Origin of the sequence: Pseudomonas sp. CJQ_9 (genome assembly GCF_043106615.1) — a bacterium.
Taxonomy (GTDB): Bacteria; Pseudomonadota; Gammaproteobacteria; order Pseudomonadales; family Pseudomonadaceae; genus Aquipseudomonas; species Aquipseudomonas juntendi.
Map to the genome: position 1 here is coordinate 1 of NZ_JBICMS010000060.1, position 23,742 is coordinate 23,742.

19 protein-coding genes are annotated in these 23,742 nt (G+C 62.4%); 16 read left to right on the forward strand and 3 right to left on the reverse strand.

Annotation, left to right across the window (positions count from 1 at the left end):
• Positions 1-243 precede the first annotated feature (243 nt).
• Genes dapC through map form a run of 3 tightly spaced genes read right to left on the reverse strand, consistent with a single transcriptional unit; the run spans position 244 to position 4,988 of the window.
• On the reverse strand, positions 244-1,440 hold the full coding sequence (gene dapC / locus ACF8SD_RS11225; RefSeq protein ID WP_173887785.1) for a succinyldiaminopimelate transaminase: 1,197 nt from the start codon (positions 1,438-1,440) through the stop codon (positions 244-246).
• A gap of 30 nt (positions 1,441-1,470) precedes the next feature.
• Positions 1,471-4,173, reverse strand: coding sequence for a [protein-PII] uridylyltransferase (locus ACF8SD_RS11230; RefSeq protein ID WP_173887786.1), 2,703 nt, complete (start codon positions 4,171-4,173; stop codon positions 1,471-1,473).
• Positions 4,174-4,205: 32 nt separating this feature from the next.
• On the reverse strand, positions 4,206-4,988 hold the full coding sequence (gene map, locus ACF8SD_RS11235; RefSeq protein ID WP_009686955.1) for a type I methionyl aminopeptidase: 783 nt from the start codon (positions 4,986-4,988) through the stop codon (positions 4,206-4,208).
• 406 nt (positions 4,989-5,394) lie between these two features.
• Here map and rpsB point away from each other — a divergent pair, with 406 nt between their 5' ends.
• The 16 genes from rpsB (at position 5,395) to dnaE (ending at position 23,679) form a co-directional block, all read left to right on the forward strand.
• Positions 5,395-6,132, forward strand: coding sequence for a 30S ribosomal protein S2 (gene rpsB, locus ACF8SD_RS11240; protein ID WP_003252287.1), 738 nt, complete (start codon positions 5,395-5,397; stop codon positions 6,130-6,132).
• A gap of 185 nt (positions 6,133-6,317) precedes the next feature.
• Positions 6,318-7,181 carry a translation elongation factor Ts gene (gene tsf, locus ACF8SD_RS11245; protein ID WP_009686951.1) on the forward strand — a complete coding sequence of 288 codons (864 nt, stop codon included), beginning with the start codon at positions 6,318-6,320 and terminating at the stop codon, positions 7,179-7,181.
• Between the two features lie 178 nt (positions 7,182-7,359).
• Entirely contained in the window at positions 7,360-8,103 is a 744-nt protein-coding gene (gene pyrH, locus ACF8SD_RS11250) for a UMP kinase (RefSeq protein WP_009686950.1), read from the forward strand.
• Positions 8,100-8,657: a ribosome recycling factor gene (gene frr, locus ACF8SD_RS11255; protein ID WP_054911714.1), complete on the forward strand. Its 558-nt coding sequence runs from the start codon at positions 8,100-8,102 to the stop codon at positions 8,655-8,657. The genes pyrH and frr overlap by 4 nt, the downstream gene beginning before the upstream one ends.
• A gap of 15 nt (positions 8,658-8,672) precedes the next feature.
• Positions 8,673-9,428 (forward strand): polyprenyl diphosphate synthase, encoded by a 756-nt coding sequence (uppS, locus tag ACF8SD_RS11260; protein WP_173887787.1) that lies wholly within the window; start codon positions 8,673-8,675, stop codon positions 9,426-9,428.
• Positions 9,428-10,243, forward strand: a complete 816-nt coding sequence (locus ACF8SD_RS11265; RefSeq protein ID WP_173887788.1) for a phosphatidate cytidylyltransferase — start codon at positions 9,428-9,430, stop codon at positions 10,241-10,243. Before uppS ends, ACF8SD_RS11265 begins: the two co-directional genes overlap by 1 nt.
• Entirely contained in the window at positions 10,240-11,430 is a 1,191-nt protein-coding gene (gene ispC / locus ACF8SD_RS11270) for a 1-deoxy-D-xylulose-5-phosphate reductoisomerase (RefSeq protein ID WP_173887789.1), read from the forward strand. The genes ACF8SD_RS11265 and ispC overlap by 4 nt, the downstream gene beginning before the upstream one ends.
• Before the next feature lie 71 nt (positions 11,431-11,501).
• Positions 11,502-12,854, forward strand: a complete 1,353-nt coding sequence (gene rseP / locus ACF8SD_RS11275) for an RIP metalloprotease RseP (protein ID WP_173887790.1) — start codon at positions 11,502-11,504, stop codon at positions 12,852-12,854.
• Between the two features lie 73 nt (positions 12,855-12,927).
• Positions 12,928-15,291 carry an outer membrane protein assembly factor BamA gene (gene bamA, locus ACF8SD_RS11280; RefSeq protein WP_173887791.1) on the forward strand — a complete coding sequence of 788 codons (2,364 nt, stop codon included), beginning with the start codon at positions 12,928-12,930 and terminating at the stop codon, positions 15,289-15,291.
• Between the two features lie 44 nt (positions 15,292-15,335).
• Positions 15,336-15,839 (forward strand): OmpH family outer membrane protein, encoded by a 504-nt coding sequence (locus ACF8SD_RS11285; protein WP_003252311.1) that lies wholly within the window; start codon positions 15,336-15,338, stop codon positions 15,837-15,839.
• Between the two features lies 1 nt (position 15,840).
• Positions 15,841-16,896: a UDP-3-O-(3-hydroxymyristoyl)glucosamine N-acyltransferase gene (gene lpxD / locus ACF8SD_RS11290; RefSeq protein WP_173887792.1), complete on the forward strand. Its 1,056-nt coding sequence runs from the start codon at positions 15,841-15,843 to the stop codon at positions 16,894-16,896.
• Positions 16,897-17,010: 114 nt separating this feature from the next.
• The gene (gene fabZ, locus ACF8SD_RS11295) at positions 17,011-17,451 is read left to right on the forward strand and encodes a 3-hydroxyacyl-ACP dehydratase FabZ (protein ID WP_004375427.1); all 441 of its coding nucleotides are present in this window, start codon (positions 17,011-17,013) and stop codon (positions 17,449-17,451) included.
• Positions 17,448-18,224 carry an acyl-ACP--UDP-N-acetylglucosamine O-acyltransferase gene (gene lpxA / locus ACF8SD_RS11300; RefSeq protein ID WP_009686941.1) on the forward strand — a complete coding sequence of 259 codons (777 nt, stop codon included), beginning with the start codon at positions 17,448-17,450 and terminating at the stop codon, positions 18,222-18,224. Before fabZ ends, lpxA begins: the two co-directional genes overlap by 4 nt.
• 1 nt (position 18,225) lies before the next feature.
• On the forward strand, positions 18,226-19,353 hold the full coding sequence (lpxB, locus tag ACF8SD_RS11305; protein WP_392484352.1) for a lipid-A-disaccharide synthase: 1,128 nt from the start codon (positions 18,226-18,228) through the stop codon (positions 19,351-19,353).
• Position 19,354: 1 nt separating this feature from the next.
• The gene (gene rnhB / locus ACF8SD_RS11310; RefSeq protein WP_173887794.1) at positions 19,355-19,978 is read left to right on the forward strand and encodes a ribonuclease HII; all 624 of its coding nucleotides are present in this window, start codon (positions 19,355-19,357) and stop codon (positions 19,976-19,978) included.
• Positions 19,979-20,154: 176 nt separating this feature from the next.
• Positions 20,155-23,679, forward strand: coding sequence for a DNA polymerase III subunit alpha (gene dnaE, locus ACF8SD_RS11315; RefSeq protein WP_173887795.1), 3,525 nt, complete (start codon positions 20,155-20,157; stop codon positions 23,677-23,679).
• Positions 23,680-23,742 lie beyond the last annotated feature (63 nt).

Below are 23,742 nucleotides of genomic sequence, written 5' to 3' on the forward strand. Positions count from 1 at the left end.
CTGGCACCGGCTGCGCCGGTGTTCGCGGGCATGCCCGCTCCCACAGGGCCTGCGCTGGCTTGGAGTTGCCACCGTACTTGCAGGAGCAACTGTCTTTCTGCAAATTTGAAAAGCCTGCGCGATTCATTGTGGGAGCGGGCTTGCCCGCGAAGCAGGCGACGCGGTGTCCGGCACCGGCTGCGCCGGTGTTCGCGGGCACGCCCGCTCCCACAGGAACCGCGTACAAACCGCCCCCCGATTCTGTCAGCGGCTTTGCAGAAACGCGCGAATGCGCTCGGCAGCCTCGATGCACTCGGCCAACGGTGCGACCAAGGCCATGCGGACACGCCCCGCACCCGGGTTCACACCATCCACTTCCCGCGAAAGGTAAGACCCCGGCACCACCGTCACATGCTGGGCTTCGAACAAATCACGAGTGAACTCGGCATCGTCGCCAGGCACCTTGGCCCACAGGTAGAAGCTGCCGTCCGGGCGCTGTACGTCCAGTACCGGCTGCAGAATCTCCAGCACGGCATCGTATTTGGCGCGGTACTGGTCGCGGTTTTCACGCACATGCGCTTCATCCTGCCAGGCGGCGATGCTCGCCAGTTGGGTTTGCACCGGCATGGCGCAGCCGTGGTAGGTACGGTACAGCAGGAATGGCTTGATGATGTCGGCGTCGCCGGCAACGAAGCCCGAGCGCAGGCCCGGCAGGTTGGAGCGCTTGGACAGGCTGTGGAAGACCATGCAACGTTTGAAGTCGCTGCGGCCCAGCTCGGCGCAAGCGCTCAACAGGCCGGGCGGCGGGGCGTCTTCGTCGAAGTACAGTTCGCTGTAGCACTCATCGGCGGCGATCACGAAGTCATGCTCGTCGGCCAGGGCAATCAGCTTTTTCAGGGTGTCCATGGGCACCAGCGCCCCGGTCGGGTTGCCCGGCGAGCACAGGAACAGGATCTGGCAGCGCTGCCAGACATCGGCCGGCACGGCGTCGAAGTCCGGATTGAAGCCATTGCCTTCCAGGCACGGCAGGTAGTGCGGGGTGGCACCGGCCAGCAGGGCTGCGCCTTCATAGATCTGGTAGAACGGGTTCGGGCTGACCACCAGGCCGTCATCGGCGCGGTTGACCACGGCCTGGGTGAAGGCGAACAGCGCCTCGCGGGTGCCATTGACCGGCAGGATATGGCGGTCGGCGTCGAGCCAGCCGGCGGGCACGCCAAACCGCTGCTCGCACCACTGGCCAATAGCCTGGCGCAGCGCCGGCAGGCCGAGGGTGCTGGGATAGACAGCCAGCTTGTCGAGGTTATCGGCCATGGCCTGGGCGACGAACGCCGGCGATTCGTGCTTCGGCTCACCGATCGACAGGGCGATGGCGCGTTTGTTCGCCGCAGGCTTCACGGTGCCCAGCAGGGCGCGGAGCTTTTCGAACGGGTAGGGCTGAAGCTGGGTCAAGGCATGGTTCATCGGCGCAAGGTCTCGTCAATCGTCTAATCGTTAAATGGTCACGCGGCTGGGGCTGGTGTCGCTGCCTTGGCCGGCCTGCAACTGTTGCACGATAGCCTCCTGCAGGCGGCTGCACAGTTGCGGGTCGGACAGCGGCTGGTTGTCGGCATCGGTGATGAAGAACACGTCCTCGACCCGTTCGCCGAGGGTAGCAATCTTGGCGTTCTGCAGTGACAGGTCGAATTCCAGGAAAATCCGCCCCAACCGGGCCAGCAGGCCAGGGCGGTCGGGGGCCGTGATCTCGAGGATGGTCACTGGCCGTTGGGCATCGTTGAGGATGGTCACCTGTGGCGGGAAGTCGAAGTGCTTGAGCTGGCGGGGCACCCGGCGCTGAATGATGGTCGGGTAGTTCTCGGGGTTGCGCAAGGCTTCGCTCAGGCCGTCGCGAATCTGCCGCACCCGTTGCGGGTTGTCGCCAATCGAGCCACCGTCGTTGTCCAGCACGATGTAGGTGTCGAGCGTGAACTGGCTGCTGGAGGTGATGATTCGCGCGTCGTGAATGTTCAGGTTCAGCTGCGACATGGCCGCTACCGTCACCGCAAAGAAGTCGTGCTGGTCCGGGGCGTAGATGAAGATCTGCGTGCCACCCTCGAACTCGCGCTGGGTGGTTTCCTTGATCAGCACCAGGGGGCCGCCATCGGCGGGCTGCTGCAGGATCGCATCACTGTGCCAGGCCACGTCGGCCGCAGTGTGCTTGAGGAAGTAGTCATCGCCCAGCTGCGACCACAATTGTTCGACGTCGTCCGGGTCGGTGCCCTCGCGCACCAGGATGTCCAGGGCCGCAGACTGGGTTTGGCGAATCTGCTCTTCGCGGTCCAGCGGGTTTTCCAGGCCGCGGCGCAAGGCCCGCTTGGTCTCGGTGTAAAGCTGGCGCAACAGGCTGGCGCGCCACGAGTTCCACAAGCTGGGGTTGGTGGCATTGATATCGGCCACGGTCAGCACGTACAGGTAGTCCAGGCGCGTTTCGTCGCCGACGTGCAGGGCGAAGTCGTTGATCACCTGCGGGTCGGACAGGTCCTTGCGCTGGGCGGTGGTAGACATCACCAGGTGGTTGAGCACCAGCCAGACGATCAGCCGGCTGTCCCACGCGGGCAGTTGGTGGCGTTCGCAGAACCTCTGCGCGTCTACCGCACCGAGCTCCGAGTGGTCACCGTGGCGGCCCTTGCCGATGTCGTGGTACAGGCCAGCCAGGTAGATCAGCTCGGGTTTGGGCAGGCGCCCCATGAGCTTGCTGGCCAGCGGAAACTTCTCGGACACCGGTGTGTACTGCAGCTTGCGCAGGTGCTTGATGAGGTTGAGGGTGTGCGCATCCACGGTATAGATGTGGAACAGGTCGTGCTGCATCTGCCCGACGATCAGGCCGAACTCGGGCAGGTAACGCCCCAGGATGCCGTAGCGGTTCATTCGGCGCAGGTTGCGGTGTATGCCGATCTCGCACTTGAACAGCTCGATGAACAGGCTGGTATTGCGGATGTCGGTGCGGAACGTGTCGTCGATCAGGTGCCGGTGTTCGCGCAGCAGGCGCACGGTATCGGCGCGTACACCCTTGATTTCCGGGTGCTGGGCCATCAGCACGAACATCTCCAGCATGGCGAACGGTGTGCGCTTGAACACGTTCGGCCGGGTAGCCTCGATATAGCCGTCATGCAGGCGGAAGCGCGCATTCAGCGGCTGGGTGCTGCCACTGTCCTCGTCGGCGAGGATGACCTCCTCGAAGTGCTGGATGATCAGGTCGCACAGCTGGCTGATGCTCATCACCACCCGGTAGTACTGGGTCATGAACTGCTCGATCGCCCGCTTGGGGTTCTCGTCGTGGTAGCCCAGCAGTTCGGCCAGGCTGCGCTGGTGGTCGAACAGCAGGCGGTCTTCGGCGCGGCCGGCCAGCATGTGCAGGGCGTAACGCACCTTCCATAGAAAGTCCTGCGACGAGGCCAGCAGTTCGTTCTCGCTTTCCAGCAGGAAGCCTTCGCCAGCCAGCGCGAGCAGGTTCAAGGTGCCGTATTGGCGGCGCGCCACCCACAGTACGGTCTGGATATCGCGCAGGCCGCCAGGGGACCCTTTGACGTTGGGTTCCAGGTTGTACTCGGTGTCGTTGTACTTGTGGTGGCGGGCCTTGAGCTCGGCGCGCTTGGCCAGGAAGAACTCCTTGCTCGGCCACATGTGTGCGGTGCTGGTCACGTCCAGCATGCGTTGGCGCAACGGCTCCGGGCCGGCAATGGTGCGGCTTTCCATCAGGTTGGTGATCACCGTGAGGTCGGCGCGGGCCTGCTCGGCACACTCGTCCACGGTACGCACGCTCTGGCCGACTTCCAGGCCTATGTCCCACAGCAAGGTCAGAAACCGTTCGATGGCGTCGCGGTACTGTTCATGCTCGGCAGCGCCCAGGAGGATCAGCAGGTCGATGTCCGAATGCGGGTGTAGTTCACCGCGCCCGTAGCCACCCACCGCAACCAGGGCGATGCCGCTGTGGTCGCCCCAGTCGAACTGGTTCCAGGCCTGTTGCAGGATATTGTCGACCAGCCAGGCACGGGCCTCGATCAGCGGGCGAATGTCGCCGCCGGCGCGAAAACGCTTGTCGAGCACCTCGCCGGCCAGGCGGATGGCTTTCTTGAAAGCGGCGATAGGGCTCGCTTTGAGGGCCAGTTCCGCCTGGAACTGGCCGCGGTCGAACAGTTCGGGGTCCACCTGGGGCATCGCGTCACGTTCCTGTCGTGGGTTGGCCGGGATCAGGCCGAGGTGCGCGGGATCGTGTCGTCCTTGCGCAGGGTGAAGATCTCGTAGCCGGTCGCAGTCACCACCAGGGTGTGCTCCCACTGGGCCGAGAGCTTGCGGTCCTTGGTGATGGCGGTCCAGCCGTCGCCCAGCACCTTGGTGTCAGCCTTGCCCTGGTTGATCATGGGCTCGATGGTGAAGGTCATGCCTTCTTTCAGTTCCATGCCCGTGCCTGCGCGGCCGTAGTGGAGGATCTGCGGTTCTTCGTGGAACACCTTGCCGATACCGTGCCCGCAGAATTCACGCACCACCGAGAAGCCGTTCTTTTCGGCGTGCTTCTGGATCACTTCACCGATGTCGCCCAGGCGGCACCCCGGCTTGACCAGTTCAATGGCCTTGTACATGCATTCCTGGGTCACCTTGGACAGGCGCTCTGCCCATGCTGGCACGGTGCCGACGTGGAACATGCGGCTGGTATCGCCGTGGTAGCCGTCCTTGATCACGGTGACGTCGATGTTCAGCGTGTCACCGTCCTTGAGCGGCTTGTCATTGGGGATGCCGTGGCAGACCACATGGTTGATCGAGGTGCAGATCGACTTCGGGTAGCCTTTGTAGTTGAGCGGCGCCGGGATGGCCTGCTGAACATTGACGATGTAGTCGTGGCACAGGCGGTCCAGCGCTTCGGTGGTGACGCCGGGCTTGACGTGTTCCTCGATCATTTCCAGCACTTCGGCAGCCAGGCGGCCAGCGATGCGCATCTTTTCGATGTCTTCTGCGGTTTTGATGGTAACGGTCATTACAGGCTCTCTACGGCGCCGTGCACGGCGCGAACAAACGGGAAAGGGCTTATTCTATCAGAGCGTCAGGGTGCAAGCTGCAAGTGGCAAGTGGCAAGTGGCAAGTGGCAAGCGGCAAGCGGCAAGCTACAAGAAGAAGCGGATCGTGCGTCGGCTGCTTTTTGCTTTTGCTTTTGCTTTTGCTTTTGCTTTTGCTTTTGCTTGCAGCTTGCAGCTTGCAGCTGCCTCCACCGGGTTCCGTTTGCCCGCGGTCTGTGGTATAACATGCGCCGCTTTCGGGCACGACCCCGTCAGCATTTAACCCACACACGTGTCGACACGATGACCTGGGTGCCCCGAGTTGCAGAATTCGCGGGTTGGTCATTGGGATACGTGGAGGCCCAACCCGACTTATCAAGGAACTATCATGTCCCAAGTCAACATGCGCGATATGCTGAAGGCCGGTGTGCACTTCGGCCACCAGACCCGTTACTGGAACCCGAAAATGGGCAAGTACATTTTCGGCGCGCGTAACAAGATCCACATCGTCAACCTGGAAAAAACCCTGCCAATGTTCAACGACGCTCTGTCGTTCGTAGAGCGCCTGGCCCAGGGCAAGAACAAGATCCTGTTCGTCGGCACCAAGCGTTCCGCCGGCAAGATCGTCGCCGAGCAAGCCGCTCGTTGCGGTTCGCCATACGTTGACCACCGTTGGTTGGGCGGCATGCTGACCAACTACAAAACCATCCGCGCCTCGATCAAGCGTCTGCGCGACCTGGAAACCCAGGCCGAAGATGGCACTTTCGCCAAGCTGACCAAGAAAGAAGCCCTGATGCGCTCCCGCGACCTGGAAAAACTGGATCGCAGCCTGGGCGGCATCAAGGACATGGGTGGTCTGCCAGACGCTCTGTTCGTTATCGACGTTGATCACGAGCGCATCGCGATCACCGAAGCCAACAAACTGGGTATCCCGGTTATCGGCGTTGTCGATACCAACAGCAGCCCGGAAGGTGTTGACTACATCATCCCAGGTAACGATGACGCCATTCGCGCTATCGAGCTGTACATGACTTCGATGGCTGACGCCGTCATCCGCGGCCGCAACAACGTTGCCGGCGGCACTGAAGTCTACGCTGAAGAAGCGGCTGCACCTGCTGCTGAGTAATAGGCGCTAGCGTCTACTTGGCACGCGAAAAGGGGGCTCTGCCCCCTTTTTGCCACCTTGAAATCCTGCTGTCAGCATCGGCCCCGCATCATGGGCCTGCTGGAATACAAGCAGCGGATTTGCAGAATTTAACGCCCGTGACCAACGGGTGGAATGGTTGAAAAACTTTCCAAGAGGATTTTGAAATGGCAGCAATTACTGCAGCGCTGGTCAAAGAACTGCGCGAGCGTACCGGCGAAGGCATGATGGATTGCAAAAAGGCCCTGGAAAAGGCCGGCGGCGACATCGAAAAAGCCATTGACGACATGCGTGCCTCGGGCGCCATCAAGGCCGCCAAAAAGGCTGGCAACGTCGCTGCTGAAGGCGCTATCGCGGTCAAGACCGACGGTAAATCCGCCGTTCTGCTGGAAGTGAACTCGCAGACCGACTTCCTGGCCCTGCAAGACGACTTCAAGAACTTCGTTGCTGAAAGCCTCGAAGAAGCCTTCGCCCAGAAGCTGACCGACGCCGCGCCGCTGATCGCTTCGCGTGAAGCTGCTCGTGAAGCCCTGGTCGCCAAGTGCGGCGAGAACGTCAACATCCGCCGCCTGGTGCGCGTTGAGGGTGACGTTGTTGGTGCCTACCTGCACGGCAACAAGATCGGTGCCGTTGTTGTCCTGAACGGCGGCGACGTCGAGCTGGCCAAGAACATCGCCATGCACGTGGCTGCGTCGAACCCAGAGTTCCTGGATTCGTCGGAAATCTCCGCCGAGGCCATCGAGCGTGAGAAGGGCGTGTTCCTGCAGCTGAACGCTGACAAGATCGCCGGCAAGCCAGAGAACATCGTTGAGAACATGATCAACGGCCGTATCACCAAGTTCAAGGCTGAAGCGTCGCTGAAAGAGCAGGCTTTCGTCATGAACCCGGAAGTCAAAGTTGGCGAGCTGGCCAAGAAAGCCGGTGCTGAAATCGTTTCCTTCACCTACTTCAAAGTAGGCGAGGGCATCGAGAAGCCAGTCGACGACTTCGCTGCTGAAGTTGCCGCTCAGGTAGCTGCTGCCAAGCAGTAAGACAGCCCCGTCTGTCGCCCCAAAGAGGCTGCCCGCTCACGCGCGCAGCCTCTTTGTCAAAGCGGGAGCGGTTTACAGAAACCGCTGTTCGCGGACGCAACCGTTGCGTCACGTTACAGTTACAAGCAGGCTCAAGCAGCCCGCCAGAATTTTACAAACGCCGCAGGAGAGATTCGCAATGGCTCAGCAGGGCAGTGGTCATCAGGCTCGCTATAAACGCATTCTACTCAAACTTAGCGGCGAGGCCCTGATGGGCTCGGAAGAGTTCGGGATCGATCCCAAGGTCCTGGATCGCATGGCGCTGGAAGTCGGCCAACTGGTCGGCATCGGTGTTCAGGTCGGCCTGGTGATCGGCGGTGGCAACCTGTTCCGTGGTGCGGCGCTCAGTGCAGCCGGCATGGACCGTGTTACCGGTGACCACATGGGGATGCTGGCCACCGTGATGAATGCCCTGGCCATGCGCGACGCGCTGGAGCGGGCGAACATCACTGCCATCGTCATGTCGGCGATCTCCATGGTGGGTGTGACCGATCATTACGACCGCCGCAAAGCCATGCGTCACCTCAACGCCAAGGAAGTCGTGATTTTCGCCGCCGGTACTGGCAACCCGTTCTTCACCACCGACTCTGCCGCTTGCCTGCGCGCCATCGAAATCGATGCCGACGTGGTATTGAAGGCAACCAAGGTCGATGGTGTATACACTGCAGATCCATTCAAGGACCCGCATGCCGAGAAGTTCGATCATCTGACCTACGATGAAGTGCTGGATCGCAAGCTGGGGGTAATGGATCTCACGGCAATTTGCCTATGCCGCGACCACAAGATGCCGCTGCGCGTCTTCAACATGAACAAGCCCGGCGCCCTGCTGAACATCGTGCATGGCGGCGCGGAAGGAACCCTGATCGAGGAAGTCCAGAAATGATCAACGACATCAAGAAAGACGCGCAGGAGCGCATGACCAAGTCTCTCGAGGCCCTGGCTCGCAACCTGGCGGCCATCCGTACGGGGCGCGCTCACCCAAGCATCCTGGATACCGTCAAGGTTACTGCCTGGGGCAGCGAGATGCCGCTGAACCAGGTGGCTGCAATCACCGTCGAAGATGCCCGCACGCTGAAGATCGTCGCCCACGACAAGAACCTCAGCGCGGCTATCGAAAAAGCCATTCTCACCTCTGACCTGGGCCTGAACCCGTCCAGCGCCGGTACCACCATTCGCGTGCCGATGCCGGCCCTGACCGAGGAAACCCGCAAGGGCTATACCAAGCAGGCCAGCGCTGTTGCCGAAGACGCCAAGGTAGCCGTGCGCAACGTGCGCCGCGACGCCCTGGCCGACCTGAAGAAGCTGACCAAGGACAAGGAAATCAGCGAAGACGAAGAGCGTCGCGCCGCTGATGACATCCAGAAGCTGACCGACAAGTTCGTTGCCGAGGTCGATGCTGCCTTCAAGGCCAAGGAAAAGGACCTGATGGCCGTCTGAGGCCGGGGTTTTTTAATGGAAAAGACCAAGCCAGCGGTGCCGTCCTCGGTGCCGCGTCATGTCGCGATCATCATGGACGGCAACAACCGCTGGGCAAAAAAACGCCTGCTGCCCGGCGTGGCCGGGCACAAGGCGGGTGTCGACGCCGTTCGCGCGGTCATCGAAGTCTGTGCCCAGTCCGGGGTCGAGGTGCTGACCCTGTTCGCCTTCTCCAGTGAAAACTGGCAGCGCCCGGCCGAAGAAGTCGGTGCGCTGATGGAACTTTTCTTCTCGGCCCTGCGCCGTGAGGCCAAGCGCCTGAACGAAAACAATATCAGCCTGCGCATCATCGGTGACCGCTCGCGGTTCCACCCGGAGCTGCAGGCTGCCATGCGTGAGGCCGAGGCGCTGACCGCCGGCAACAACCGCTTCATCCTGCAAATCGCTGCCAACTACGGCGGCCAGTGGGACATTGCCCAGGCCGCGCAACGGCTGGCGCGGGAAGTGCAAGCCGGGCACCTGCGCCCGGACGACATCACTCCTGGCCTGCTGCAGACGTGCCTGGCAACCGGTGAACTGCCGTTGCCGGACCTGTGCATCCGCACCGGTGGCGAGCATCGCATCAGCAATTTCCTGCTGTGGCAGCTGGCATATGCCGAGCTGTATTTCTCCGACCTGTACTGGCCGGACTTCAAACACGAGGCCATGCGTAATGCCCTGGCCGATTTCGCTTCGCGCCAGCGCCGCTTCGGTAAGACCAGCGAGCAGGTCGAGGCTGGAGCTCGTGCTTAATGCTTAAACAACGCATCATTACCGCGCTGATCCTGCTGCCGATTGCGCTGGGTGGTTTCTTCCTGCTCAACGGTGGGGATTTTGCCCTGTTCATCGGCTTCGTAGTGACCCTCGGTGCCTGGGAGTGGGCGCGCCTGGCCGGCCTGATGGCCCAGCCAATGCGCATTGCCTACGCCTTGGTGGTGGCCGGGGCGCTGATGCTGCTGTACATCCTGCCGGAACTGGCCCCCTGGGTGCTCGGCGCCGCAGTGATCTGGTGGGGGTTGGCGACCTGGCTGGTGCTGACCTATCCACGCAGCAGCGAGTTGTGGGCCAGTGCTGCCTGCCGGCTGCTGATAGGGCTGCTGGTGTTGCTGCCCGCCTGGCAGGGGTTGGTGCTGCTCAAGCACTGGCCGCTGGGCAACTGGCTGATTCTCTCGGTCATGGTGCTGGTGTGGGCTGCCGACATCGGCGCGTACTTCTCTGGTCGTGCATTCGGCAAGCGCAAGCTGGCTCCGCAGGTCAGCCCCGGCAAGAGCTGGGAAGGCGTGTATGGCGGCCTGGCGGTCAGCTTGCTGATCACCCTGGGGGTGGGCATAAGCCGCGACTGGGGCGTTGGTCAGGTGCTGCTGGGCTTGCTGGGTGCTGCGCTGCTGGTGATGGCCTCGGTGGTCGGTGACCTGACCGAGAGCATGTTCAAGCGCCGCTCCGGCATCAAGGACAGCAGCAACCTGCTTCCCGGCCACGGCGGTGTGCTCGACCGCATCGACAGCCTGACGGCGGCGATCCCGATCTTTGCCGTGTTGTTGTGGGCTGCCGAATGGGGTGTCATGTGACTCGCCCGCAACGTATCACCGTGCTCGGTGCCACCGGCTCCATCGGCCTGAGCACCTTGGACGTGATTGCCCGGCACCCTGATCGCTACCAGGCGTTCGCCCTCAGCGGCTATTCACGTGTCGACGAACTGCTGGCCCTGTGCGTGCGCCACCGCCCGGCGTTCGCCGTGGTGCCGAGCAGCGAGGCGGCCATGCGTTTGCGTGCAGGGCTGGCGGCAGCCGGTTGTGCGACCGAGGTGCTAGAAGGCGACGCCGGGCTGTGCCAGGTGGCGTCGGCAAGCGAAGTGGACGCCGTGATGGCGGCGATCGTCGGGGCTGCCGGCTTGCGGCCCACCTTGGCGGCTGTCGAGGCGGGCAAGAAGGTCCTACTCGCCAACAAGGAAGCGCTGGTGATGTCGGGGGCCCTGTTCATGGACGCCGTGCAGCGCCATGGCGCGGTGCTGCTGCCAATCGACAGCGAGCACAACGCTATCTTCCAGTGCATGCCTGGCGACTATGCCCGCGGCCTGAGTGCCGTGGGGGTGCGGCGGATCCTGCTGACGGCTTCCGGTGGCCCATTCCGTGAAACGCCCATCGAAGCGCTGATGGGGGTGACCCCGGAGCAAGCCTGTGCGCACCCTAACTGGTCGATGGGGCGCAAGATCTCCGTGGATTCGGCCAGCATGATGAACAAAGGGCTGGAGCTGATCGAAGCCTGTTGGCTGTTCGATGCTGCGCCGGCCAAGGTCGAAGTGGTGGTGCACCCGCAGAGCGTGATCCACTCGCTGGTCGACTACGTGGATGGCTCGGTCCTCGCGCAGCTGGGCAACCCCGACATGCGTACCCCGATCGCCAACGCCCTGGCCTGGCCCGAGCGGATCGACTCCGGGGTGGCGCCGCTGGACCTGTTCGCCGTCGCTCGTCTGGATTTCCAGGCGCCCGACGAACAACGCTTCCCTTGCCTGCGCCTCGCGCGGCAGGCTGCCGAAGCCGGCAACAGTGCCCCCGCCGTGCTCAATGCCGCCAACGAAGTGGCGGTGCAAGCATTTCTCGAGCGGCGTATTCGCTTCCCGGAGATCGCGGGTATGATCGAACAGGTACTCGAGCAGGAACCTGTGGTGCCCCTGCCTTCCCTGGATGCGGTATTCGCCGCCGACCAGCGGGCCCGGGAGCTTTCCCGTGAGTGGCTGCGCCGCCACGGCCGCTGATGCAGGCTCGCTACGGTGCGTGAGGGGGCAGGGTATTGCCCCGCCCCGCTGAATATCATTCGGAGATGGACATGACAGCGCTCTACATGATTATCGGCACCCTCGTGGCCCTGGGGGTGCTGGTGACCTTTCATGAATTCGGCCACTTCTGGGTCGCGCGCCGCTGTGGCGTGAAGGTGCTGCGTTTTTCGGTGGGCTTCGGCACGCCGCTGCTGCGCTGGCATGACCGCCATGGCACCGAGTTCGTCGTGGCGGCGATCCCGCTGGGCGGCTACGTGAAGATGCTCGACGAGCGCGAAGGTGATGTGCCGCCGGCGTTGCTCGGCCAGTCGTTCAACCGCAAGCCGGTAGGCCAGCGTATCGCCATTGTCGCGGCCGGCCCGATCGCCAACTTCCTGCTGGCAATCGTGTTCTTCTGGCTGCTGGCGATGCTGGGTACCCAACAGGTTCGCCCGGTCATTGGTAGCGTCGATGCCGGTAGCCTGGCGGCGTCGGCCGGGCTGGCCGCAGGTCAGGAAATCGTCTCTGTGGACGGCAAGCCGACCAGCGGTTGGGCCTCGGTCAACCTGCAGTTGGTGCGGCGCCTGGGCGAGAGCGGCACCTTGCAGGTTGGCGTGCGCGACGATGGCGCCAGTGCCGAGCGCCAGTTGCAGGTCAAGCTGGACAGCTGGTTGAAAGGCGCCGATGAGCCAGACCCGATCCAGTCCCTTGGGCTGCACCCATGGCGCCCGGCGATTGCGCCGGTGTTGGCCGAGATCGACCCGAAAGGGCCGGCTGCCGCTGCGGGCCTCAAGAGTGGTGACAAGCTGCTGGCGGTCGATGACGTTGCCGTGACCGAATGGCAGCAGGTGGTCGACAGTGTACGTGCCCGCCCGGACGCCAAGGTGCAGGTCCGCGTGGAGCGCGACGGTGCTGCCCTCGACGTGCCGGTGGTCCTGGCCCACAAGGGCGAGGGCAAGGCCGTTGCCGGATACCTGGGCGCCGGGGTCAAAGGTGGCGAATGGCCTGCCAGCATGCTTCGCGAAGTCAGCTATGGCCCGCTGGAGGCGGTGGGCGAGGGCTTGTCACGCACCTGGAACATGAGTGTCCTGACCCTCGAATCGCTGAAGAAAATGCTGTTCGGGGAGCTCTCGGTAAAAAACTTGAGTGGACCGATAACCATTGCTAAAGTGGCGGGCGCTTCAGCCCAGTCCGGCATCGGGGATTTCCTGAATTTCCTCGCCTACCTGAGCATAAGCCTGGGGGTTCTTAACCTGCTGCCCATCCCGGTACTCGATGGGGGGCATTTGCTGTTTTATCTGGTCGAGTGGGCGCGCGGTCGTCCGCTGTCGGATCGGGTGCAAGGTTGGGGGGTCCAGATCGGTATCAGTTTGGTCATAGGGGTGATGTTGCTCGCCCTGATCAACGATCTGGGTCGACTATAAAGCTTCGCTCAATTGCGAACCCGCCGTTTTTTCACGGCGGGTTGTTTATTGCCAGTTGGAATAAAAGGACTTCATGAAACGTCTGCTGCTAACTGCGGTCATGTCCGCACTGATGATCGCTGAAGTTCACGCCGAGTCCTTCACCATCTCCGATATTCGCGTCAACGGCCTGCAGCGGGTATCCGCCGGCAGCGTGTTCGGGGCCTTGCCGCTGAACGTCGGTGACCAGGCTGATGACCGCCGCCTGGTGGACTCGACCCGTTCCCTGTTCAAGACCGGGTTCTTCCAGGACATCCAGTTGAACCGCGATGGCAATGTGCTGATCATCAACGTGGTCGAGCGCCCGTCGGTGTCGAGCATCGAGATCGAAGGCAACAAGGCGATCAGCACCGATGACCTGATGAAAGGCCTGAAGCAATCCGGCCTGGCCGAAGGCGAGATCTTCCAGCGTGCCACCCTTGAAGGCGTGCGTAACGAACTGCAGCGCCAGTACGTGGCCCAGGGCCGCTACTCGGCCGAGGTCGACGCCGAGGTGGTGCCACAGCCGCGCAACCGCGTGGCACTGAAGATCAAGATCAACGAAGGCACGGTCGCGGCCATCCAGCACATCAACATCGTCGGCAACAACGTGTTCGATGACGAAACCCTGGGCCAGTTGTTCGAGCTGAAAACCACCAACTGGCTGTCGTTCTTCAAGAACGACGACAAGTACGCCCGCGAAAAGCTGTCCGGCGACCTTGAGCGCCTGCGTTCCTACTACTTGGACCGCGGCTACATCAACATGGACATTGCCTCCACCCAGGTGTCGATCACTCCGGACAAGAAGCACGTCTACATCACCGTCAACATCAATGAAGGCGAGAAGTACACCGTTCGCGACGTGAAGCTGTCCGGTGACCTCAAGGTGCCGGAAGACCAGGTCAAGTCGCTGCTGCTGGTGCAGCCCGGCCAGGTATTCTCGCGCAAGGTGATGACCACCACGTCCGAGCTGATCACCCGCCGCCTGGGCAACGAGGGCTACACCTTCGCCAACGTCAACGGCGTGCCACAGCCGAACGAACAGGACCACACGGTTGACATCATGTTCGTGGTCGACCCGGGCAAGCGTGCCTACGTCAACCGCATCAACTACCGCGGCAACACCAAGACCGAAGACGAAGTGCTGCGTCGCGAAATGCGCCAGATGGAAGGCGGGTGGGCGTCGACCTACCTGATCGACCAGTCCAAGACTCGCCTCGAGCGCCTGGGCTTCTTCAAGGAAGTCAACGTCGAGACCCCACCGGTGCCAGGCACCGATGACCAGGTCGACGTCAACTACAGCGTGGAGGAGCAAGCCTCCGGTTCGATCACCGCCAGCGTCGGTTTCGCCCAGAGCGCGGGCCTGATCCTGGGTGGTTCGATCAGCCAGAGCAACTTCCTCGGTACCGGTAACAAGGTATCCATCGGCTTGACCCGTTCGGAATACCAGACCCGCTACAACTTTGGTTTCGTGGACCCCTACTTCACTGCCGACGGCGTGAGCCTGGGCTACAACGCCTTCTACCGCAGCACCAACTACGATGACCTCGATGTCGACGTGGCCAGCTACGCGGTGGACAGCCTTGGTGCAGGTGTGAGCCTGGGTTACCCGATCAGCGAAACCTCGCGCCTGACCTACGGCCTGAGCGTGCAGCAGGACAAGATCAAGACCGGCAAGTACACCGTTGACGAGATCTTCGACTTCCTCGACCAGGAGGGCGACAACTTCCTCAACTTCAAGGCGTCGATCGGCTGGTCCGAGTCGACCTTGAACAAAGGCGTGCTGGCGACCCGTGGTCACTCGCAAAGCCTGACCCTGGAGTCGACCATTCCGGGCAGCGACCTGTCGTTCTTCAAACTCGACTACCGTGGCCAACTGTTCAAGCCGATTACCAACGACTACACCCTGCGCCTGCACACCGAGCTGGGCTATGGTGATGGTTATGGCAGCACCTCCGGCCTGCCGTTCTACGAGAACTACTTCGCGGGTGGCTTCAACTCCGTGCGTGGCTTCAAGGACAGCAGCCTGGGCCCACGTAGTACCCCAAGCCGCGGTGAAGGCAACCCAGGTGGCAAGCCCGGTACCATCGCCGACCCGGATCAGGATCCGTTGCCGTTCGGTGGTAACGTGCTGGTGCAAGGTGGCGTCGAATTGCTGTTCCCGCTGCCGTTCGTCAAGGATCAGCGTTCGCTGCGCACCTCCGTGTTCTGGGATGTGGGTAACGTGTTCGACACCAATTGCGGCAGCAAGCCTGATTGCGAGAAGGTCGGCTTCTCGGGCATGGCCAGTTCGGTCGGCCTGGGCGTGACCTGGATTACTGCACTGGGCCCGCTGAGCTTCAGCCTGGCAATGCCGGTCAAGAAACCGGACGATGCCGATACCCAGGTGTTCCAATTCTCTCTGGGCCAGACCTTCTAAGGTCGGCCCTTGCTTAACGACAACGGTTTATCCAGGAGTGCATCGTGCGTAAATTGGCTCAACTGGCCGTAGTGGCCGCGGCGCTGGTCGCCACCCCGGCTTTCGCCGAAATGAAGGTTGCCGTGCTGAACTATCAGATGGCCCTGCTGGAATCGGACGCCGCCAAGAAGTACGCGGTGGATGCCGAGAAGAAATTCGGCCCGCAACTGACCAAGCTGAAAAGCCTGGAAAGCAGCGCCAAGGGTATCCAGGACCGCCTGATCAAGGGCGGCGACAAGATGCAGCAGCAGGAGCGTGAGCGCCTGGAGCTCGAGTTCAAGCAAAAAGCCCGCGATTTCCAGTTCCAGTCCAAGGAACTGAACGAAGCCAAGGCCGTTGCCGACCGTGACATGCTCAAGCAGCTGAAGCCGAAGCTGGATGGCGCTGTTGAGGAAGTGATCAAGAAAGGCGGTTACGACCTGGTTCTCGAGCGTGGCGCGGTTATCGATGTCAAACCCCAGTACGACATCACCCGCCAGGTCATCGAGCGCATGAACCAAGCCCGTTGATATGAGTGTGACCATGACGCTAGGCCAACTGGCCGAGGCCCTCGGTGCCACCCTGCAGGGGCCCGAGGCGCTGCAGATTACCGGGCTGGCCACCTTGCAAGAGGCTGGCCCCGGGCAGTTGACCTTCCTGGCCAACCCGCAGTACCGCAAGTACCTGGATAACTGCCAGGCCGGCGCGGTGCTGCTCAAGGCCGCGGACGCCGAAAGCTTTGCCGGCAATGCCCTGGTCGTGGCCGACCCGTACCTGGCTTATGCGCGCATTTCCCACCTGTTCGATCCGAAACCCAAGGCTGTGGCGGGAATACATCCCAGCGCCGTGGTGGCCGAGGATGCTCAGGTAGATGCCAGCGCCAGCATCGGGCCGTTCGCGGTCATCGAAAGTGGCGCCCGTATCGGCGCCAACGTGAGCATTGGTGCACATTGCTTCATTGGTGCCCGTTGCGTGGTGGGTGAAGGCGGCTGGCTGGCACCGAGGGTCACGTTGTATCACGATGTCACCATCGGCAAGCGCGTGGTCATCCAGTCGGGTGCGGTGATCGGCGGCGAGGGCTTCGGCTTCGCCAACGAGAAGGGCATCTGGCGCAAGATCGCCCAGATTGGTGGCGTTACCATCGGCGATGATGTGGAAATCGGCGTCAACACGGCGGTCGACCGTGGTGCGTTGTCGGACACCCGCATCGGCAATGGGGTCAAACTGGATAACCAGATCCAGATCGCCCACAACGTGCAGATCGGCGACCACACCGCCATGGCTGCGTGTGTCGGTATTTCCGGCAGCACGCGCATCGGCAAGCACTGCATGCTGGCGGGTGGCGTGGGGTTGGTGGGGCACATTGATATTTGCGATAACGTATTCATTTCCGGAATGACCATGGTTACCCGCTCGATCACCGAGCCGGGCTCCTATTCTTCCGGTACGGCCATGCAGCCATTGGCTGACTGGCGCAAGAGCGCCGCGCGTATCCGCCACCTGGACGATATGGCCAAGCGCCTCCAGCAGCTGGAAAAACGCGTCGATACCGTGACCTCAGGTGGCCAGCCGGCATCAGAAGGCTGATACCATTCCCTGAGCAAGAGTGAACAGTCGCTAGCTGGCTCCTCTTTGGATTGCAAAAGGAGCGTGCGGTCAGCACCTGCGCTCCCTATTCTTATTACAGGCTTCCCCCCCGAAATGATGGACATCAACGAGATTCGCGAATACCTGCCTCACCGTTACCCGTTCCTGCTGGTGGACCGCGTGACGGAGCTGGACTACGAGGCCCAGAGCATTCGTGCCTACAAGAATGTCAGCATCAACGAGCCGTTCTTCAATGGCCATTTCCCGGCGCACCCGATCATGCCGGGCGTCCTGATCATCGAAGCCATGGCCCAGGCGGCCGGTATCCTGGGTTTCAAGATGCTCGATGCCAAGCCTGCCGATGGCACCCTGTATTACTTCGTCGGCTCCGACAAGCTGCGTTTCCGTCAGCCGGTGCTGCCGGGTGACCAGTTGGTGCTGGAAGCCAAGTTCCTCAGCCGCAAGAGCATGATCTGGAAGTTCGAATGCCGCGCCCTGGTCGACGGCAAGCCGGTGTGCTCGGCAGAAATCACCTGCGCGGAACGCTCCCTATGAATTCGATTGATCCTCGGGCCATCATCGATCCCTCGGCCAAGCTCGCCGACGGTGTCGAGGTGGGCCCTTGGTCGATCGTGGGCCCCGATGTCGAGGTCGGGGAGGGCACCGTTATCGGCCCGCATGTTGTGTTGAAGGGGCCGACCCGTATCGGCAAGCACAACCGTATCTTTCAGTTTTCGTCGATTGGTGAAGACACCCCGGACCTCAAGTACAAGGGTGAGCCGACGCGCCTGGTGATTGGCGACCACAACGTGATTCGCGAAGGGGTGACCATTCACCGCGGGACCATCCAGGACCGTGCCGAAACCACCCTGGGTGACCACAACCTGATCATGGCTTATGCCCACATCGGCCATGACAGCGTCATCGGCAACCACTGCATTCTGGTCAACAACACGGCCCTCGCCGGGCATGTGCATGTGGGGGACTGGGCGATCCTGTCCGGCTACACCCTGGTGCACCAGTACTGCCATATCGGTGCCCACGCGTTTTCCGGCATGGGTACGGCGATCGGCAAGGACGTACCGGCCTTTGTGACCGTGTTCGGTAGCCCGGCCGAAGCCCGCAGCATGAACTTCGAAGGCATGCGCCGGCGCGGGTTCAGCGCCGAAGTGATCCACGTGCTGCGCCGTTGTTACAAGATTGTCTATCGTCAAGGCCTTACCGTCGAAGACGCACTCAAGGAGCTGGCCGAGCCTGCCGCGCTGCACCCTGAGGTCGAGCTGTTCCGCCAGTCGATCGTGAACTCCGCCCGCGGCATCACCCGCTGACATGGCCCGGCTTTGCGTAGCGCTGGTTGCCGGTGAGGCCAGCGGCGATATTCTGGGTTCAGGCCTGATGCGTGCCCTCAGCGAGCGGCACCCCGACATACGCTTTATCGGGGTAGGCGGCCCCTTGATGGAAGCCGAAGGCCTGCAATCCTATTTCCCAATGGAACGCCTGGCGGTCATGGGCCTGGTGGAGGTGCTGGGGCGCCTGCGCGAGCTGCTCAAGCGGCGCAAACTGCTGATCCAGACCCTGATCGATGAAAAGCCGGATGTGTTCATCGGTATCGATGCGCCTGACTTTACCCTCAACATCGAGCTGAAACTGCGGCAGGCCGGGATCAAGACCGTGCACTACGTCAGCCCGTCGGTCTGGGCCTGGCGGCAGAAGCGGGTGCTGAAGATCCGCGAAGGCTGCGACCTGATGCTGACCCTGCTGCCGTTCGAGGCGCGGTTCTATGAAGAGCAGGGCGTGCCGGTGCGCTTTGTCGGCCACCCGCTGGCCGACACCATCCCGCTGCAAGCCGACCGCGCAGCTGCGCGTGCCGCCCTGGGCCTGGGCGAGGGCCCGGTGGTGGCCCTGATGCCGGGCAGCCGCGGCGGCGAGGTTGGCCGCTTGGGGGCGTTGTTCCTCGATGCTGCCGAGCGCCTGTGCCACCACGTACCGGGCGTGCGCTTCGTACTGCCGTGTGCCAACGCGGCGCGGCGCGCGCAGGTCGAGCAGATGCTCGAAGGGCGGCAGTTGCCGCTGATGCTGCTTGATGGCCAGTCGCACCAGGCCCTGGCCGCCTGCGACGCGGTGTTGATCGCCTCGGGTACCGCCACCCTCGAAGCCCTGCTGTACAAGCGGCCGATGGTGGTGGCTTACCGCCTGGCGCCGCTGACCTACTGGATTCTCAAGCGGCTGGTGAAAAGCCCCTACGTGTCGTTGCCCAACCTGTTGGCGCAGCGTGAGCTGGTACCTGAGCTGCTGCAAGACGCTGCCACCAGCGAGGCGTTGGCCAATACCCTGGTACCGCTGTTGCGCGATGGTAGCCGGCAGACCGAGCGTTTCGACGAAATTCACCGCACCCTGCGCCGCGACGCCTCCAATCAGGCGGCCGAGGCGGTGCTGGCCCTGCTCAAGGACCGCTGACATGCAATTTGGACTGGACTTCAACCTGGTCGAAGACCTGGTCGCCGGCGTTGACGAAGTGGGCCGTGGCCCGCTGTGCGGTGCGGTGGTAACGGCAGCGGTGATCCTCGACCCAACCCGGCCGATCCTCGGCCTGAACGATTCGAAGAAACTCACGCAAGCCAAGCGCGAAGCGCTGTTCGACGAGATTTGCGAAAAGGCCCTGAGTTTCTGTATCGCCCGTGCCGAGGTCGAGGAAATCGACCGGCTCAATATCCTGCAGGCCACCATGCTGGCCATGCAGCGCGCGGTCGAAGGCCTGCACGTTCCACCGAAGCTGGCGCTGATCGACGGCAACCGCTGCCCGAAACTGGCCGTGCCGGCAGCGCCAGTGGTCAAGGGCGATAGCCAGGTCCCGGCGATTGCGGCAGCATCGATTCTTGCCAAGGTCAGCCGTGACCGCGAAATGAGCGCGTTCGAGCTGATCTACCCGGGTTACGGTATCGGCGGGCACAAGGGCTACCCCACGCCGGTGCATCTGGAGGCCTTGGCCCGGCTTGGGCCTACGCCCATTCATCGGCGTTCCTTCGCCCCGGTGCGGGCGGCCTGGGAAGCGCGTGAAGGCGTTATCGATTCCCTGATCTGACCAATGGGGCGGGCCCCTTGTAGGCGCGGCTTTAGCCGCGAACACCGGCACAGCCGGTGCCATCCACCGCGGCGCATGATTCGCGGGTAAACCCGCTCCTACAAGCAGCCCCAAAACCCCCTCGCAATTACGCTACAATCCCGCCCTTGTCGTTCAGCACTGCTACAGGATCTCCCATGTCGGTTCCCTTCGTTCACCTGCGCGTCCATTCCGAATTCTCGCTGGTTGACGGCCTGGTGAGGATCAAGCCGCTGGCCAAGGCGCTGGCCGGGATGAACATGCCAGCAGTGGCCATCACCGACCAGAGCAACATGTGCTCGCTGGTGAAGTTCTACAAGACGGCCATGGGCGCCGGCATCAAACCGATCTGTGGTGCCGACCTGTGGCTGGCCGGCGCCGACCCGGAAGCGCCGCTGTCGCGTATCTGCCTGCTGGCCATGAACCCCAAGGGCTATCGCAACCTCACCGAGCTGATCTCGCGCGGTTGGACCGACGGCCAGCGCAACGGCCTGGTGATTCTTCAGCGTGAATGGATCGCGCCAGCCAGCGAAGGCCTGATCGCCTTGTCGGCCGGCAAGGAAGGTGACATCGGCATGGCCCTGCTGGCCGGCCGTGACGACGAAGCCCAGGCCCTGCTGCAAGACTGGATGGGCATGTTCCCCGAGCGCTTCTACGTAGAAGTGCAGCGCACCAACCGCGCCCGCGACGAGGAGTATGTGCATGCTGCCGTTGCCCTGGCCGACAGGTTGGGCGCGCCGCTGGTGGCCACCAACGACGTGCGTTTCATCAAGCAGTCCGACTTCGACGCCCATGAAACCCGGGTTTGTATCGGTGAAGGCTGGACCCTCGACGACCCCCGCCGGCCGCGTTGCTACAGCGACCAGCAGTACCTCAAGTCGTCCGAGGAAATGGCCGAGCTGTTCAGTGACCTGCCCGATGCCATCGCCAACACCGTCGAAATCGCCAAGCGTTGCAACATCCAGGTGCAGCTGGGCAAGTACTTCCTGCCCGACTTCCCTACGCCCAACGGCATGGGCATCGACGACTACCTGCGGCACGTGTCCCACGAAGGCCTGGAAGAGCGCCTGGCGGTGCTGTGGCCCAAGGAAACCACGCCCAATTATGAAGAGAAGCGCCAGGTTTACCTCGACCGGTTGAAGTTCGAACTGGACATCATCATCCAGATGGGCTTCCCCGGTTACTTCCTGATCGTTATGGACTTCATCAAGTGGGCCAAGAACAACGACGTGCCGGTTGGCCCTGGCCGTGGTTCGGGCGCCGGGTCGCTGGTGGCCTATGTGCTGAAGATCACCGACCTCGACCCGCTGGCCTATGACCTGCTGTTCGAGCGCTTCCTCAACCCTGAACGTATTTCCATGCCCGACTTCGACGTCGACTTCTGCATGGACGGCCGTGACCGGGTCATTGACTATGTGGCCGAGGCTTATGGCCGCAACGCGGTCAGCCAGATCATCACCTTCGGCACCATGGCTGCCAAGGCGGTGGTGCGCGACGTGGCACGGGTTCAGGGCAAGTCCTACGGCCTGGCCGACCGCCTGTCGAAGATGATTCCGTTTGAAGTGGGCATGACCCTGGAGAAGGCCTACGAGCAGGAAGAGATCCTGCGTGACTTCCTCAAGGGTGACGAGGACGCCCGCGAGATCTGGGATATGGCGCTGAAGCTGGAAGGTGTGACCCGGGGTACCGGCAAGCACGCCGGTGGCGTGGTGATCGCCCCGACCAAGCTCACCGACTTCTCCCCGATCGCCTGTGACGAAGAAGGCGGCGGCCTGGTAACCCAGTTCGACAAGGATGACGTCGAGGCGGCCGGGCTGGTGAAGTTCGACTTCCTCGGCCTGCGTACCCTGACCATCATCAAGTGGGCCATGGAGATCATCAACCGCGAGCAGGCCAAGAAAAACCTGCCCGACGTGAATATCGACTTCATCCCGCTGGACGACCGCAAAACCTACGAGCTGTTGCAGAAGGCCGAAACCACGGCGGTATTCCAGCTTGAATCGCGTGGCATGAAGGAGCTGATCAAGAAGCTCAAGCCCGACTGCCTGGAAGACCTCATCGCACTGGTGGCACTGTTCCGCCCCGGCCCGCTGCAGTCGGGCATGGTGGACGACTTCATCAACCGCAAGCACGGCCGTGCCGAGCTGGCCTACCCGCACTCCGACTACCAGTACGAAGGCCTCAAGCCGGTGCTGGCCCCCACCTACGGCATCATCCTGTACCAGGAACAGGTGATGCAGATTGCCCAGGTGATGGCCGGCTACACCCTCGGCGGCGCCGACATGCTGCGCCGGGCCATGGGCAAGAAAAAGCCCGAGGAAATGGCCAAGCAGCGTGGTGGTTTCATCGAAGGCTGCGTGGCCAACAATATCGATGCGGACCTGGCAGGCAACATCTTCGACCTGGTAGAGAAGTTCGCCGGTTACGGCTTCAACAAATCCCACTCCGCGGCCTACGGCCTGGTGTCGTACCAGACCGCCTGGCTGAAAACCCACTACCCGGCACCGTTCATGGCGGCGGTGCTGTCGGCCGACATGCACAACACCGACAAGGTGGTGGTACTGGTGGAGGAGGTGCGCAGCATGAAGCTGCGCCTGGATGCGCCGGACGTGAACTTCTCCGATTTCAAGTTCACCGTGAACAACGACGGCCGTATCGTCTACGGCCTGGGCGCTATCAAGGGCGTTGGCGAAGGCCCGGTAGAGGCCATCGTCGAAGCCCGTGCCCAGGGCGGGCCGTTCAAGGACCTGTTCGACTTCTGTGAGCGCATCGACCTCAAACGGGTCAACAAGCGCACCCTCGATGCGCTGGTGCGCAGTGGGGCGCTGGACCGGTTGGGCCCGCATTTCCATGACGAAATCAAGGCCTACCATGCCCATATCGACATCAACCGGGCGACCTTGCTTTCGGCACTGGGTGAGGCCATCAAGGCCGCCGAGCAGGCCGCGCATACCGCGGACAGTGGTCATGTCGACTTGTTCGGGGGCATGTTCGACGCGGCGGATGTCGATGTTTACGCCAACCACCGCAAGGTGCGCGAGCTGACCCTCAAGGAACGCCTGAAAGGCGAAAAGGACACCTTGGGGCTGTACCTGACCGGCCACCCGATCGACGAGTACGAAACCGAGATTCGCCGCTTCGCCCGCCAGCGCATCATCGACCTCAAACCGTCGCGTGAAACCCAGACCATCGCCGGCATGATCATTGCGCTGCGGGTGATGAAGAACAAGAAGGGTGACAAGATGGGCTTCGTCACCCTGGACGACCGCTCCGGGCGGATCGAGGCCTCGTTGTTCGCCGACGCCTATATCGCGGCGCAGTCGTTGCTGCAGACCGACGCCATGGTGGTGGTCGAAGGGGAGGTCAGCAATGACGACTTCTCCGGTGGCTTGCGCCTGCGGGTCAAGCAGGTCATGACCATGGAAGACGCGCGCACCAAGCTGGCCGAAAGCCTGCGCCTGAAGGTGGCGCACGAAGCGTTGAAGGGCGACCGGCTGAAATGGCTGGGGGAACTGATCACCCGCCACCGCGGGGCCTGCCCGATCACGCTGGAGTACACCGGCAGTGACGCCAAGGCCATGTTGCAGTTCGGCGAGCAGTGGGCGATCGACCCTGCCGATGGGCTGATTCAGGCACTGCGTGACCAGTTCGGACGTGAGAACGTCTTCCTGCAATATCGTTGAACCGACAAAAATTTAATCTCGACCTGAATGCGCCTGATCCCTTAAGGTATGGCGCCAAACGGA